The sequence below is a fragment of the Catenuloplanes atrovinosus genome (assembly GCF_031458235.1).
Classification (GTDB): Bacteria; Actinomycetota; Actinomycetes; order Mycobacteriales; family Micromonosporaceae; genus Catenuloplanes; species Catenuloplanes atrovinosus.
Window position 1 is genome coordinate 7,641,056 of the sequence record NZ_JAVDYB010000001.1, and the last position, 15,645, is coordinate 7,656,700.

10 protein-coding genes are annotated in these 15,645 nt (G+C 71.7%); 8 read left to right on the forward strand and 2 right to left on the reverse strand.

The features are described from left to right. The first annotated feature begins 198 nt into the window (after positions 1-198). From J2S41_RS34025 to J2S41_RS34050, 6 genes are all read left to right on the forward strand, one after another. Entirely contained in the window at positions 199-1,755 is a 1,557-nt protein-coding gene (locus J2S41_RS34025) for a protein kinase (protein ID WP_310374182.1), read from the forward strand. Next, a complete protein-coding gene (gene sigM, locus J2S41_RS34030) occupies positions 1,730-2,443 on the forward strand; it encodes an RNA polymerase sigma factor SigM (protein WP_310374184.1) in 714 nt (237 codons plus the stop codon). Before J2S41_RS34025 ends, sigM begins: the two co-directional genes overlap by 26 nt. After that, complete coding sequence (locus J2S41_RS34035) at positions 2,440-3,315, forward strand: RsmA family anti-sigma factor (protein WP_310374185.1); 876 nt, start codon at positions 2,440-2,442, stop codon at positions 3,313-3,315. The genes sigM and J2S41_RS34035 overlap by 4 nt, the downstream gene beginning before the upstream one ends. 168 nt (positions 3,316-3,483) lie before the next feature. Further along, positions 3,484-4,446 (forward strand): thioredoxin-disulfide reductase, encoded by a 963-nt coding sequence (gene trxB / locus J2S41_RS34040; RefSeq protein ID WP_310374187.1) that lies wholly within the window; start codon positions 3,484-3,486, stop codon positions 4,444-4,446. Between the two features lie 31 nt (positions 4,447-4,477). Next, positions 4,478-4,792 (forward strand): thioredoxin, encoded by a 315-nt coding sequence (gene trxA, locus J2S41_RS34045; RefSeq protein WP_374728200.1) that lies wholly within the window; start codon positions 4,478-4,480, stop codon positions 4,790-4,792. A 139-nt stretch (positions 4,793-4,931) separates the two neighbouring features. Then, entirely contained in the window at positions 4,932-6,098 is a 1,167-nt protein-coding gene (locus J2S41_RS34050) for an N-acetylmuramoyl-L-alanine amidase (RefSeq protein ID WP_310374189.1), read from the forward strand. An 844-nt stretch (positions 6,099-6,942) separates the two neighbouring features. Here J2S41_RS34050 and J2S41_RS34055 read toward each other — a convergent pair. Further along, entirely contained in the window at positions 6,943-7,599 is a 657-nt protein-coding gene (locus J2S41_RS34055) for a GNAT family N-acetyltransferase (protein ID WP_310374192.1), read from the reverse strand. Between the two features lie 195 nt (positions 7,600-7,794). Here J2S41_RS34055 and J2S41_RS34060 point away from each other — a divergent pair, with 195 nt between their 5' ends. Together J2S41_RS34060 and J2S41_RS34065 are read left to right on the forward strand one after the other, a co-directional pair. Continuing rightward, complete coding sequence (locus tag J2S41_RS34060) at positions 7,795-9,099, forward strand: aminotransferase-like domain-containing protein (protein ID WP_310374193.1); 1,305 nt, start codon at positions 7,795-7,797, stop codon at positions 9,097-9,099. Between the two features lie 8 nt (positions 9,100-9,107). After that, the gene (locus J2S41_RS34065; protein ID WP_310374195.1) at positions 9,108-10,061 is read left to right on the forward strand and encodes a D-alanine--D-alanine ligase family protein; all 954 of its coding nucleotides are present in this window, start codon (positions 9,108-9,110) and stop codon (positions 10,059-10,061) included. A gap of 665 nt (positions 10,062-10,726) precedes the next feature. Here J2S41_RS34065 and J2S41_RS34070 read toward each other — a convergent pair. Next, on the reverse strand, positions 10,727-11,506 hold the full coding sequence (locus J2S41_RS34070) for a hypothetical protein (protein ID WP_310374197.1): 780 nt from the start codon (positions 11,504-11,506) through the stop codon (positions 10,727-10,729). Positions 11,507-15,645 lie beyond the last annotated feature (4,139 nt).

The following is a 15,645-nucleotide window of genomic DNA, read 5'->3' on the forward strand; positions in this document are numbered from 1 at the left end:
TGGCAGGGTCCGGTCCGGCGCCGCCGATCACGGCGGCGTGGGGACGGACGCTCCGGGAGTGCCCGCGGTCCAGGTAAGGTCGCTCTCGGCGGAAGCGGCGCGACGCCTACCCTTCGTGGGAGGATTGTCCGCAGCGGGTCAATCGATCGATCACGGCGCATTGACGTGCGTGATGTTGTGATCACCGAGGGAGGACGGGTGACCCAGGTCGGCGAAGGTCGAGAGGCCGCCGAGGCGGTTCCGTCCGTGATGACCTTCGGTGAGCCCGCCGTCGGTGACGTCATGGCCGACCGTTACCAGTTGGAAGACCACGTCAACGACGACAGCGCCGGCCGGCAGATCTGGCGCGGCACCGACGTCATCCTGCGCAGGCCGGTCGCGGTCGTGCTGCGCTACCCCGGCGGCGAGTCCGCCACCGAGATGCTGCAGTCGGCCGTCGCGGCCAGCCGCGTCATCCACCCCAACCTGGCCGGCGTCTACGACGCGATCGACGAGGGCGAGCGGGCCTACGTCGTGCGCGAGTGGATCGACGGCCTGGCCCTGCGCGACCTGGTCACCGACTCCGGCCCGCTGGACGCGGCGCGCGCCATCGGGATCGCGCACGGCGTGGCCGACGCGGTCGCGGCCGTGCACGCCACCGGCATGGTCCACGGCAACGTGCACGCCGGCACCACGATGATCGGCACCGACGGCCGGGTCGTGCTGGCCGACGCCCGCACCGACGGCGACGACACGCCGGACAAGGACGTGCGTGCGGTCGGCGGCGTCCTCTACTACGCGCTCACCGGGCACTGGCCGCACGCGGAGGCCGGCGCCTCCCGCCTGCCGGACGCGGTGCGTGACGGCTCCGGCACGATCGTGGCACCGCGCCAGGCGCGCGCCGGCGTGCCCGCCTACCTCGACGACCTCACCATGGACCTGCTGGATCCGAAGCTCGCGGTCCCCGCGTCCGACGTGCTGGCCGCCGAGCTGACCCGGCTCGACTCGGCCGCCGAGGAGCAGTACCTGGAGGAGGTCGGCCCGCTCCGGTTCACCGAGGGCGACGAGGCCAGCCCCGAGCAGCCCCAGAATGCCGCCCGCAAGATCGCTGTCGGCGTGGCGGCGCTGCTGGCCATCGCGGTCATCGGCCTGATGCTCGGCATCTCCGCGCTCGGCGGCGACGACCCCGGCGACCGGGACCCGGTGCAGGCCGGCGCGAGCCAGGGCACGGACGGGGGCGGCGGCGCCGCGCCCGGCGCGATCCCGAACCCGCAGCCGATCAAGCTGACGAAGGATCAGGTCCGCGTCGTCGACCCGGGACCTAACAGCACCGGTGACGACCGCGCCGACGCCGCGCTCGCGGTCGACGGCGACGACGGCACCTCGTGGAACACGTCGACGTACAACACGCGCAAGTTCGGCAACCTCAAGCCGGGCATCGGCCTGCTGATCGACCTGGGCAGCCCGCGCCAGGTCTCCTCGGTCAAGGTGCAGCTGGGGGAGAAGGGCATCTCCGCGCAGTTGCTGACCGGCGACAGCGACCCGGCGGCCGGCAACACCGGCGCGTCGAACGACGTGTTGATGGGCTTCGACGAGCAGATCCGCACGACGTACTCGCAGATCGGCAAGGGCTTCGAGAACCACGACGCGCCCACACTGGCCTTCATCGACGGCTTCGACCCGGACGCGAAGTACCAGTACCTGCTGGTGTGGTTCACGGAGCTGCCGGATTCGCGGAAGATCGTGGTCGATGAGATCACCGTCGAGGGGACCTGACACCCCCGACGACGAGCTGCTCGCGGCTCACGTCGACGGTGACCCGGACGCGTTCGCCGAGCTGATCGGCCGGCATCGGGACCGGCTCTGGGCGGTCGCCGTGCGTACCATCGGCGACCGCGAGGAGGCCGCGGACGCGCTCCAGGAGGCGCTGCTCTCCGCGCACCGGGCCGCCGCGCGGTTCCGCGGCGACTCCGCGGTCACCACCTGGCTGCACCGGATCGTGGTCAACGCCTGCCTGGACCGCATCCGGCGCCTGCAGAACCACCGCACGGTCCCGCTCTCCATCCCGTCCGACGACGACCGCCCGGAGCGCGAGCCGGCCGCGCCGGTGATCGACCACGACACCGCGCTGGTGGTCCGGCAGGCCATCGACGAGCTGCCGATCGAGCAGCGGGCCGCGCTGATCCTGGTCGACGTGCAGGGCTACTCGGTCGCGGAGGCGGCGGCCGTGCTCGGCGTGGCCGAGGGGACCGTCAAGAGCCGGTGCGCTCGCGGACGGGCCAAGCTCGCGATCACGCTCGGGCACCTCCGGCCCGGCCGGTCTCGACGGGATAACGCGCCGGTCACGGAGAAGTCGAGCGATCCAGCTCACGCCGGGAACCCGGCGGACGCCGGGAACGTCTCATCGGAAGGTGCGCCGTCCCCGGGGCGTAACGCCCTGCGAGTGAAGGCGGAGGAACAGTGAGCAGCTCGGACGCGTCGCTGACCGAGGCTCAGTGGGACCTCCTGGCCGACTACCTCGGCGGCGTACTGGACGGAGACCCGCGACACGACGAGGTCACCGCGCTCATCGCATCGGATTCGGAGTGGCGGGACGCGCACGCGGCGCTCGCCGACGCCACCGGCGCGGTCCACGACGACCTGCGCACGCTGGCCGAGGCGCCGGTCGGCCCGATGCCGGACGACGTGGCCGCCCGGCTGGACGCGGCACTGCGCGGGGAGGCCCTGGCGCCGGTGATCCCGCTCCGCCGGCGCCGATTCCCGCGCTGGGCCCTGCCCGCCACGATCGCGGCCGGCGTCCTGGCGTTCGCCGCGGTCGGCATCACCGGCCTGCTGAACGGCCTCGAGGTGAACAACGAGATCACCTCCTCCGCCGGCAGCGGCGCGGACGCTCCGGAGGCCGCGGCCGCGCCGCTGCCCTCCCATCAGGTCGTGGTCAGCGGCCGGGACTACACATCGGCGTCCGCGCGGTCGCTGGCCGAGCTGGTGGAGGAGCGCGGCGTCGCGGCGGCCGAGGGGCTGAGCAGCCCGCTGGCCGAGTCCGGCGGCAAGCCACCGGCGCCGATGCGCGACGACGCCGGCGGCGCGATCCCGCCGGTGCTGGCCCGGCTCACCGATCCGGAGGCGCTGAACCACTGCCTGGGCGCGATCGCGATCGAGCACGGCGTGGCCTCGCTGACCGCGCGGCTCATCGACTATGCCTCGTTCGAGGGCAGCCCCGGGCTGCTGGTGCTCTTCACGGACTCGGTCGGCCAGGACATGGTGTGGGTCGCCGGCCCGCAGTGCGGTGCCGACGGCATGCTTGCGGACACCCGGTATTCGGCGCCGGTAGGGTGAGCAGGCAACACCTTCCGGGCCGCGCCCTGCCGACGTGAGCCGGCCCACCGGTGTACCGGACCGGGAATCCCGGTCCATGCGATGACGTTTCTGCTGGGGCGATCGCCGCCCAGCCCCGCCACCGGCCGGACGGGCAGCGGTGCACACGAAGACACTGAGGAGTGGGCAGTGGACGAGGTCCGCAACCTGATCATCATCGGCTCGGGGCCGTCCGGCTACACGGCCGCGGTCTACGCCGCGCGCGCCAACCTGAAGCCGCTGGTCATCGAGGGTGTGCAGTCCGGCGGCGCGCTGATGACCACCACCGAGGTGGAAAACTTCCCGGGCTTCCCGGACGGCGTGATGGGTCCCGAGCTGATGGACTCCATGCGCAAGCAGGCGGAGCGGTTCGGCGCCGAGTTCATCACCGACGACGTCACCCGCGTCGAGCTCACCGGCACCACGGTCACCGAGCCGGGTGCGGAGGGCCTCAAGACCGTGTGGGTCGGCGACACCAGCTACTTCGCGCGTGCCGTGATTCTCTCCACCGGCTCGGCCTGGCGGCGGCTCGGCGTCCCCGGCGAGGAGGAGTTCCTCGGCCACGGCGTCTCGTCCTGCGCCACCTGTGACGGCTTCTTCTTCCGCAATCACCACATCGTGGTGGTCGGCGGCGGCGACTCCGCCATGGAGGAGGCCACGTTCCTGACCCGGTTCGCGGAGACGGTCACCATCGTGCACCGCCGCGACTCGTTCCGGGCCAGCAAGATCATGGCGCAGCGCGCGATGGACAACCCGAAGATCAAGGTCGAGTGGAACAGCGCGGTCGAGGAGATCCTCGGCGCGGACGGCAAGGTCAGCGGCGTCCGCCTGCGGAACACGGTCTCCGGCGAGACCAAGACGCTGGACGTCACCGGCGTGTTCGTCGCGATCGGCCACATCCCGCGCAGCGACCTCTTCAAGGACCAGGTCGCGATGAACGAGGAGGGCTACGTCACCGTCGACTCGCCCAGCACCCGGACCAACGTGCCGGGCGTCTTCGCGGCCGGCGACCTGGTCGACCACACGTACCGGCAGGCCATCACCGCGGCCGGCACCGGCTGCGCCGCGGCGCTCGACGCCGAGCGCTTCATCGCGTCGTTCGAAGAGATCTAGAAACCCCCAGCCCCGAGGAGGCATCCGTCCCATGGAGTCGGTCACCGACAAGACCTTCGTCAGCCAGGTTCTGCAGTCCGACAAGCCGGTGCTCGTCGACTTCTGGGCCGAGTGGTGCGCGCCGTGCCGCAAGGTCACCCCGTTGCTCGAGGAGATCTCGAAGGAGATGGGCGACAAGGTCACCATCGTCAAGCTGAACATCGACGAGAACCCCGAGACCGCCATGGCGTACCGGGTGATGTCGGTGCCGACGCTCACGGTCTTCAAGGGCGGCCAGCCGGTGAAGTCGGTGGCCGGCGCGAAGCCCAAGGGCGCACTGATCAACCTGATCGAGTCCGCGCTGTAAGACTCTTTCGCACCGAGAGCCCCGGTTCGTGCGCATCGCGGAGCCGGGGCTCTTTACTGTGAGTGACGCGTCGGCGAAACGCGCGGCGACCGTGCGCCCGCGATACGCTCCGGTTCGAGTTTTTGAGGAGGTCGTTGCTGTGCGCCCGATCCGACGTGGAGACCGTGGCCCCGCGGTGGCGGAGATCCGCTCGGTCCTGGCCCGCCTGGACCCGGCCTTCGCCGCGGACGAGGACCTCTTCGACGAGCACACCGACCGCGCGGTCCGCGCCTTCCAGCAGCGGCGCGGCCTCACCGTCGACGGCGAGGTCGACGAGGAGACCTGGCTCGCGCTCGACGCGGCCCGCTGGCGGCTCGGCTCCCGCGCGCTGTTCCACGCCATCCCGCACCCGCTGATCGGCGAGGACGTCCGCACGCTGCAGGAACGCCTGCTGGAGATGGGCTACGACGTGGGCCGGCCGGACGGCGTCTACGGCGCCCGCACCGCCAAGGCCGTCGGCCAGTTCCAGCGCGAGGTCGGCCTCTCACCCGACGGCTCGTTCGGCCCGCAGACCATGCACGCGCTGCGCCGCCTCGGCCGCAAGGTCGTCGGCGGTCGCCCGCAGTGGCTGCGTGAGGCCGAGGCGTTCCGGCAGTCCGGCCCGCACCTGCTCGGCAAGACCGTGGTCATCGACCCCGGCCACGGCGGCCCCGACCCCGGCATCGTGGTGCCCGACGGCCCGCTGCGCTGGACCGAGTCCGAGCTCACCTTCGACCTCGCCTCCCGCCTGGAGGGCCGCCTGGCCGGCGCCGGCATGCGCGTCCACCTCACCCGCGGCCCGTCACCCGCCGCGCGCATCCGCGACCGCGACCGCGCCCAGCTCGCCAACGACCTGCACGCCGACCTGCTGATCTCCATCCACATCGACGGCTACAAGACCCCCGAGGCCGACGGCGTCGCCACCTACCACTACGGCGACGGCACCTCCGACGGCGTCACCTCCACGGTCGCGGAGCGCCTGGCCGGCCTGGTTCAGCGCGAGATCGTCGCCCGCACCGGCCTGCGCAACTGCCAGACCCACGCCAAGACCTGGGACCTGCTGCGCCTGAGCCGCATGCCCGCCGTCCGCGTCGAACTCGGCTACCTGACCTCCCCGCGCGACCGCGACCGCCTCGTCGACCCGCTCTTCCGCGAACAGGCCATAGAGTCCATCGTGGCCGCGGTCCAGCGCATGTACTACCCCGTCGAACACGACGTCCCCACCGGCTCCATCGACGTCCGCCAGCTTCGCACCGCGGTCGCCGCCGGCCTCCCGATCAAGGCCTGAACCCCCTTTCCATTTGCCCGCTTCCGGCGGGTCCGGTTCCGCATGCTCCCGCGGGCACCGGTCGTCGCTGGCGCTCCTCCCTGCCGGTCCCGCCGTGCCAAGACCATCCGCACCGCCTTTGCTCTGCTTACCCGGGTACGGTGCTCGACGGCCACGCGTGCCGGCCTCGCCAGCACATCGCAGCGGCGGTGAGCGTGACTCAGTAATTCGGCGCGACCGCGGTGCGGTGCTGTCGCTGCCCCGGGTCCTGTCCCGCTCCCAGTTCGCGCAGCTCACCCCGACCGGCGACTGGCACGGCGCGGTCGCTTCGCTCTGCTTACCTGGTCGAGAATCGCTGCTCGTTGGCCGGACACCCTACTGAGTTCGCCTCAGCAACGGTGCGCGTCGCGGTCGCCGAAGACCCACTTCTATGCCGATATTTCGGACTTCTGACGTCCGGGCTGGCCGCCGGTCGGCCACAGAACCGGGTTCTAGTTATCAGAGGCTGTGACTTTCGCCCGATACCTCGGCTTCCGTGCGCGCGGGTCGGAAAGGCCGGTGCCGGCCTCCGGTCCAGGGGGTTGCGCGCCTCGATCAAGCGCACGAGGGCCGACCGTGAGCACCCGCCTGCCGGCCGCCTCCGGAAGTCCGTCGCGGCTGCGGTGATCTCGCCGTCTATTGAGGGACGCTCACTGCCACGAGTACGTCCTGCGATATTGCCGCCACGAGCTGCTGGGAGCGCGGACTACAGCCGGGGTTGGTCTTGCGGCCACGGAGCCGGCAGGGAGGAGCGCCAGCGACGACCGGTGCCCGCGGGAGCATGCGGAACCGGACCCGCCGGAAGCGGGTGAATGGAAAGAGGTTGTCAGGCCGTGGAGCTGGTGGCGGGCCGGACCGGGCGGAGCAGCGTCTCCGGGGTCATCGAGCCGAGGAGCTTTTCCAGGGCGTATTCGACGTCGGACTTCCAGGAGAGCGCGGTGCGCAGTTCCAGGCGGAGGCGTGGATAGCGGGGGTGCTGGCGGACCGTCTTGAAGCCGACGGAGAGGAAGAAGTCGACGGGGGCGACGCAGGCCTTGGCGTCGTCGTCGGCCTCGCCGAACTTGGCGTCGCCGAACGCCTCGATGGCCTTGATGCCGCGCTTGGTGAGGTCGCGGGCGACGCCTTGGACCAGCATGCGGCCGAGGCCGCCGCCGGCGAACGCGGGGACGACGTGCGCGGTCATCAGCAGCGCGGCGTCGGCGGAGACCGGGGAGGTGGGGAACGCCATGGAGCGCGGGACGTAGGCGGGCGGCGCGAACATGACGAAGCCGGCCGGCATGCCGTCCACGTAGATCAGCTTGCCGCAGGAGCCCCACTCCAGCAGCGTCTGCGAGACCCAGGCCTCCTTCTCCAATTCGGGGGCGCCGTCGGCGCAGGCGCGCTCGGCGCTGACCGGGTCGAGTTCCCAGAAGACGCACTTGCGGCAGCCCCGGGGCAGGTCCTCGAGCGTGTCGAGAGTAAGGCTGACCAGGCGACGAGACATGGCTGCGAATCCCCCACGGTGCTTACGAACTCCCGCCGAGAATCGTACGCCGGATTTTCAGCTCAGCGCGAAAGACGCGTGGTCCGGTCCGCCATGTGGACCGGCCGGTTATCCGAAGGCCGCCCGATCGGGCGAGGCATAGCATCGGTTCACCGGCGCCCGCGCTGGGTGCGCTCCCCTAAGAGTGAGGTGATCATGTCCGGCACGACGCTCGACGATTACACCGATAGGTACGCCGCCCGTGTCGGGGGCATGACCGCTTCGGAGATCCGAGCTCTGTTCGCCGTCGCCAGCCGCCCCGAGGTGGTGTCGCTGGCCGGTGGGGCGCCGTACATCGCCGCGCTTCCGCTGGACGCGGTGGGGGAGATGCTGGGCCGGCTCGGCAGCGAGCGCGGCAGCAGCACGCTGCAGTACGGGATCGGTCAGGGCACGGTCGAGCTGCGCGAGCGGATCTGCGAGGTGATGGCGCTCTCCGGCATCGACGTCGGCTGCGGCGCCTCCCCGGACGACGTGGTGGTGACGGTCGGCGGCCAGCAGGCGATCGACCTGGTCGCGCGGCTGTTCCTGGACCCGGGCGACGTGGTGCTGGCGGAGGGGCCGACCTACGTGGGCGCGCTCGGCGTGTTCCAGGCCGCGCAGGCGCAGGTGGTGCACGTGGCGATGGACGACGACGGGCTGATCCCGGCCGCGCTGGAGTCGGCGATCGCCGCGGTGCGGGCCTCGGGCCGGCGCGCGAAGTTCCTCTACACGATCCCGACGTATCAGAACCCGACCGGCGTGACCATGTCGGAGGAGCGGCGCGAGCAGGTGCTGGACATCTGCGAGCGGGCCGGGCTGCTGGTGGTGGAGGACGACCCGTACGGCCAGCTGGGCTTCGACGGTGACGCGCCCCGGCCGCTGCGCGCGCGCCGGCGGAACGGCGTCTTCTACCTGAGCACGTTCTCCAAGACGTTCGCGCCGGGGCTGCGCGTCGGCTGGATTCTGGCGCCGCACGCGGTGCGCGACAAGCTGGTCATCGCCACCGAGGCGACCGTGCTCTGCCCGAGCGCGTTCGCGCAGGCCGCGGTCACGGAGTACCTGACCACGATGCCCTGGCGTCAGCAGCTGAAGGTGTACCGCGAGGTGTACCGGGAGCGCCGGGACGCGCTGCTCGACTCGCTGGAAGACCTCATGCCCGCGGGTACGACGTGGACGCGGCCGGCCGGCGGGCTGTTCGTCTGGGCGACGCTACCGGAGGGCCTCGACTCGAAGGCGATGGTGCCGCGCGCGGTCGCGGCCCGGGTGGCGTACGTGCCCGGCACCGGCTTCTACGCGGACGGCGGCGGCCAGGAGTTCATGCGGCTCAACTTCTCCTTCCCGTCGCCGGAGCGGATCCGCGAGGGCGTGCGCCGGCTGTCCGGCGTGATGGAGGAGGAGATGGCGCTGCGCTCGGTCTTCGGCGCGCCGGCGCTGCGCCGCGGCCAGGGCAGGGCCGACGTGCCCGGTTCGCAATTGGCATGATCGACAGCATGTCGAACGATCTTCGTGTGCTGGTGCTCGCCGGCGGCCTCTCCTACGAGCGGGACGTCTCGCTCCGGTCGGGCCGCCGGGTCGCCGACGCGCTCCAGGCCGCCGGAGTGCAGACCGAGCTGCGGGACGCGGACGTGGCGCTGCTCCCCGGCCTGCGCGCGGACCCGCCGGACGCGGTCATCATCGCGCTGCACGGCGCCATCGGCGAGGATGGCTCGCTGCGTGGCGTGCTCGATCTGTTCGACGTGCCGTACATCGGATGCGACGCCCGCACCGCGCGCCTCGCCTGGGACAAGCCCTCCGCCAAGGCGGTGCTGCGCGAGGCCGGGATCAGCACGCCGGACTGGGTGGCGCTGCCGCACGACCGCTTCTCCGAGCTGGGCGCGGTCGCGGTGCTGGACCGGATCGTGGAGCGGCTCGGCGTACCGCTGATGGTCAAGCCCGCCCAGGGCGGATCCGGCCTGGGCGCCTCCGTCGTCCGCGACGCCGCCGATCTGCCGGCCGCGATGGTCGGCTGCTTCTCGTACGACTCGACCGCGCTGGTCGAGCGGTACGTGCCGGGCGCGGACATCGCGGTCTCCGTGGTGGACCTGGGGGAGGGCCCGTTCGCGCTGCCGGCCGTGGAGATCGTGCCCCGGGACGGGGTGTACGACTACGCGGCGCGGTACACCGCCGGCGTGACCACGTGGCACACGCCGGCCCGGCTGTCGCCCGCGGTCACCGCGCAGGCGACCGCGACGGCCGTGGCGGCGCACCAGGCGCTCGGCGTGCGGGACCTGTCCCGGGTGGATCTGATCGTGGACGCGGACGGTGTGCCGCACGTGCTCGAAGTGAGCGTGTCGCCCGGGATGACCGAGACGTCGCTGCTGCCACTCGCGGTGGCGGCTGCGGGGCTCGATCTCGGGAAGCTGCTGAGCGAGTTGGTGGAGCGGGCGGTCCGCCGGGGAGTTTGACCGTTTTGCGAAGCGGTCATCACGGAATCTCGCTCGATCCGAAATCGCGAGAGAATGGCTCTGACAGAAGCGATCCGGGGTTTGGATCGCGTCGCACTGAGCCGGTAAGCCTGGGTTTTCGGGTCGCACCGAGGATGACGCCATCGCGTTCGATCACGCGATGGCGTCATCACGGTTCCGGGGACGCCGCAGAGGTCGTAAGAGCCGCGACTGACGGGTCGCGGCCCGCTGCCCCGCCCGATTCCCCAAAGCCCATCGCCGCCACCAGTCGAGGCGCGCCGTGGGACGGCGCCTGACTGGGAGCCGCCGAGAGCGGCGCGGCACCACGGCCGCACACCAACCACAAGGGCACCGAGTTAGGCGATCACCCTTCCGCCCCTGACGCGATCGCGAGCGGATGAGGGATGAGGGGCCACTCCATGTCTGGAGAGGGCCGTCGCCGGGTGAAAGCGGTCCTGGTGGAGGTAGAACGAGGCGGGCTGGACGGTACGCGGCACCGACCGCGTACCTGGAACGGTAGTTCGAGGTTCGACCACGCACCTGGACGATGGGTCGATGTCCGACCACGCATCCGGACGATAGGTCGATGTCCCCGGCGGCCTGCGCGGCGCCGGAGGGCGTTGCGTACCCCCTGCCGGAGGGTCTTGGTCGTTGGTCTTCGGGGATCAGGCGTTGGTCGGGGTGGCGTCGCCGGCCGGGTCGGGGGATGCGGAGGCTGCCTGAGTCGCGGCGGCCTCGTCGTCGGGCTCCTCCAGCGCGGCGACCGAGCTGATCGGCTCGGCGGGCGTTGGTGCCGACGTGCCGTTGCTGTCCGACTCCCGCGTGGTGCCCGTGCCGGCGCCGATCTCGGTGTCGGTGTCACCGTCGGCGGAGAAGCTGGACGGCGCCTGCCACTGGATGTGCGGCGGCTCGGCCAGCGGGCGGCCACCGAATTCGGCGAGCCACGCGGCGACGAGCGCGAGGTTCTCCCGCCACTGCATCTCGGGGATCGGCGGAAGGATCGCGTCCCACAGGGAGAGGAACGTGCCGCGCAGCTGGAGCCGCCCGTACGGCCGCGCGAGGAACCACATGTGCAGGTGCGCGGAGCCGTCGCCCCAGCGGTTGACGTGCACGCGCGCGACGCCGTCCAATGAGCGGACGGCGCGCTCCAGCCGTACCGTCATCACGCCCAGCTCGGCCGCGAGCAGGTTCGGCAGGTCGCCCAGGTCGAGGTGGGAGCGGGACTCCAGAATCAGGACCATCGGCAGGCCGGACGGCTGATCCATGGCGCGGACCCGCCAGCGGTCGCTGACCCAGATGTACGCCTCATCGGGCGCGGCACACGCGACACAGTCGGCCGAGTCCTCGCCCTTACGCGACGGCTCGACCTCCACCGGGTCGTCGATCTGCTTCACGCGGATGTCGCCCTCGAACGGGAACGACGGCCACTTCGTGAACTCAGGCACGGAGGAAGGGGTGTGGGGCACGACGCTGACCCTAACGGGTTTGCCGCCCGATGTCCTTACTCCATTTCGGCTCCTCGCACGCCACTCATGGCCAGTGGCTGATCGGCCGTGGGTGGGCTGGTGGCGGTCGGGTGCGGTGCCTGTTGTCCACGGAGTTATCCACAGGCACTCCGCGCAGCCTGTGGATTACCAACCGGCATGCCCACCGCAGCGGAGGCGATCAAACACCCTGCGTGGGGCGGCCGCAGGGCGTTATCCACCGCCTTCATCCACAGGCCGACAGGCCGGTTGACGCGCTGTTTCACGTGAAACGGGGGGCCCTGTGGATAACTTCTGTGGATAACTCGGAGGGGAGTGGATGGCGAGATGAGGCCAGGTTCTGGGTGCGCGGGTTTTCCACAGGCCTTGGGTTTGCTGCTGATGCGGTCGGCGCTCGGGGCGGCGCGTTTCACGTGAAACCGAACTGGCTTCACGGCGTCTTCTCTCCGAAAGATCCTCGCGGTCGGGCTGCCGGCGGGCAGGCGAAATTCGCTAGGTCCGCCCCCTGCGAACGGCGGTGATCTGGAGCCCGGCCGACCTGGGGCGGCGGCTGTGGGCGCTAGTGGCGATCCTCGACAAGGGATGGGGGCGAGCCGGCGAAGACTGACGCTTTGCCCTTGTCGACTACTCGCTGCCTCATTGGCTTCTTGCCTATGCCGTACGAGACGCGGCAGTGCCCACGCCGCATTGACTCAGGTATTGGGCCCGGCTCCCTCTTACCGTGGCCCGGCGCGCGTCCTCGGTGCGGAGGATTTCCGATGACCGGCATGGCAGGCGATCATCGGCCCTGCAGCACGGATCGGATGGCCGGCCGTAGACCTCCCGGTGGCGCCGCTTCGATCCGGGGGAGCGGTGGTGGGTGAGGCTGTTGGCCTTGGCCAGGCCGGTGATGATGGATGCGTCATGGTCCGCGTTGACGCTGGGGTACGTCGCCTCCCTTGCACCGGGCGCCACATGGCCTCCAGGGTGCCGACCAGCGCTCCTCAATACATTGCCGAGGGCTGCGGCGGGTGAGCGCCGGCGAGGAGGCGGAGTTCGAGTTCTTGCCGCGATCGTCTGCCTGTCCCGCCTGACATCTACCGCGACCTGAATCCGTCGGCCGACCTCTACAGCCGGAACCACGTCGGCATGAGCGCGGCTTGGACTCAAGCGCTTCGCCTCAAGCGCCTCGACTCAAGGCGTTGATCGCGAATCGGCCAGTCGGCCGGTGCCGTGCCCACAATCTCCACACGACGCGACCTCACCACGCGAGCCGGCGTTGATCGCGCCGTCACCGCGCCTGTCGTCGTGATCGTCCGGATAGCTTCGTGGAGCACGGCGAGAGCGCCCCTGTGGAGGGAGCGGGTCTTGCGGCGCCACTGCGGCGATCCGCCATTGCGCCAGACCCCAAGCCATATGTTGCCGCGACGACGAGGTGCTCATGCAGCGCGTGAACGCGGCCACGATTCCGACGAGCCGTCGTCTGCTCCGAGACGTTGGCGACCGTGAGCCATGGTTGGCGGCCAACTCACGTAGGAGCGTCTCCCGCTCTACCCCTGGCGCCCGGCTTCGTCGTCGCGGACGATCACCTTGGTCTGCCACCATCGGAGATGGCGCCGCAGGCATGCGCACCGGTGTTGCACCGATCCACCACGTGCCCCGTGTTGTGCCCCCTGAGTGTCCTCTGTCTCCGACGGCTGCAGCTCGACTGAGCCGACGGTTCGCCGCGTTCCAGCGATGGCGGCCGGCAGTCCCACAACTCGTCGCGGTCCCGTCGAGGCGAGTGCCATCCACACAGCAGTGCAAGGCCTGAGCGGTCGAACTCAGCCAGCGGCCCCCGTCGTGCGTCAACAACCGCCCTCAGCCGACGGCTGTAGCCGCGTGCGACTCACGGTATGGCCGACCCACGACGTGCCGCAGTCAAAGTCGCCGGCATGCGCTCGACACCGTACGGAAGTCGAGCAACACGGTCCAGCGAATCGCGTCTGCAGGATCCGTCGTACCCCGTCCCGGCAGGCATACGACGGCCCAGCCGCGCGACCGCCGATTGCTCATCCGCTGCACGGCCCGGCGCCCTCCTAATCACCGCTCGATCAACATCGGCGGCTCGGGCAACCCGCCCCGCGCCGAAGCTCACCATCGCCGTGCGCCCGCTGACGAACTCCAAATCCCGACGACGAATGCCTACGCGGCGGAAGATCCGGCGGAGTACCGGACCAGCCCTACATATTGCTCCCACCACCCGCTTGTGCACCGAGGTCGCACGCAGATGGATCTCCGATACGCCCCTGCGAGAGCCGCGAGCGGTCTGCGCGGCCATTCCGGCGTGCCGCTCGATCACGGCGCCATCTAGCTCACCGCGCACTCCTATCTCCTTCAGGCGCCGCACATGTCTGCCCGCCCTCACGAAGGTTGGGTCAAGAGACGAGCGTGCCGCCTCCAGAATTCCCACCGACAACCAGACCCTCGGGCGACGACGAATACCCCGCGCCCCGCGCCCCGCGCCCCGCGCCCCCGCGCCCCGCGCCCCGCGCCCCGCGCCCCGCGCCCCGCGCCCCGCGCCCCGCGCCCCGCGCCCCGCGCCCCGCGCCCCGCGCCCCGCGCCCCGCGCCCCGCGCCCCGCGCCCCGCGCCCCGCGCCCCGCGCCCCGCGCCCCGCGCCCCGCGCCCCGCGCCCCGCGCCCCGCGCCCCGCGCCCCGCGCCCCGCGCCCCGCGCCCCGCGCCCCGCGCCCCGCGCCCCGCGCCCCGCGCCCCGCGCCCCGCGCCCCGCGCCCCGCGCCCCGCGCCCCGCGCCCCGCGCCCCGCGCCCCGCGCCCCGCGCCCCGCGCCCCGCGCCCCGCGCCCCGCGCCCCGCGCCCCGCGCCCCGCGCCCCGCGCCCCGCGCCCCGCGCCCCGCGCCCCGCGCCCCGCGCCCCGCGCCCCGCGCCCCGCGCCCCGCGCCCCGCGCCCCGCGCCCCGCGCCCCGCGCCCCGCGCCCCGCGCCCCGCGCCCCGCGCCCCGCGCCCCGCGCCCCGCGCCCCGCGCCCCGCGCCCCGCGCCCCGCGCCCCGCGCCCCGCGCCCCGCGCCCCGCGCCCCGCGCCCCGCGCCCCGCGCCCCGCGCCCCGCGCCCCGCGTTTCACGTGAAACGAGTGAGCCGCCGCCAAACGAGCAGGGGGCAGTTCGGTGCCACCGATAGTTGAAGGGCAGGCAGTCGCGCGCGTGGCACCCAGAGCAAGGCCGCGCAGGCGAGTAACAGGGCTGTGCAGCGTTGCCTGGCTCGTGGCATCACCAACACGATTCCGGGCGCGCGAGCCAGCCAAAGGACGAGGGCACCCCTCGATCCAGGCGATGACCGGGGAAGCGGACGCGCCAATGCGATCAACCTCAAGCGCCCCGGCGACGCCCAACAACCGAGCGAAACCGGACGGGCCGGAAGCCGTGCGGAACCGGCGGTACAGGCGTTCACATCGACATCACGCGCACTCCGGCAGCGTGCTGTCCGCCTGACTGCGCGGACGGCCATCGCGGCGATCGGCACGGCGCGGACCGACTCCGAGCCCTCGAAAACGACTCGAGCGTCGGGCACGTGAAGGAGTCCGGAGGCCAGTCCTATTCTGGCGCTCGGCGACGACGGTCGTCGCACACCGCGTATACGGCTTTGACTCCTCGGCATGTCTCGACGACCGCGCGGGGAACGATGTCGGCGCACCACGCGCACCCAAGCGCTCGTCGTTTCACGTGAAACAGCAACGATGGCCACACGTCTCTGACGACGGCCTAATGGGGCGGCGCAATCCACGGAAGCATTGGACTGTTGCGGGACGGTCAGCACTGCTCCTTCTCGTTCAACGCTGGAGCCGGCAGGGGCGCCCAGCACACCTGACGAACCGCAATGTGCCGCCACGTCGTCGCGGCACGACCACCACACACCATGTCGGCCGCATCGTGCGGTTGGCACGGAGAGCCAGCGTCGGCAACGACCCCGCCTTCGGTCCGCCGTGCAGAGTGAAACCCGGACTCCATAGAGAGCCGCGCCGACCACTGGACACCTCCCGGTTGCGTATGCCTGCCCCGTAGCCGGCCGAAAGAACGCCGTCCGGACAACGATCATGAGCGAGAAGATCCATCTGGGGCATAGCTT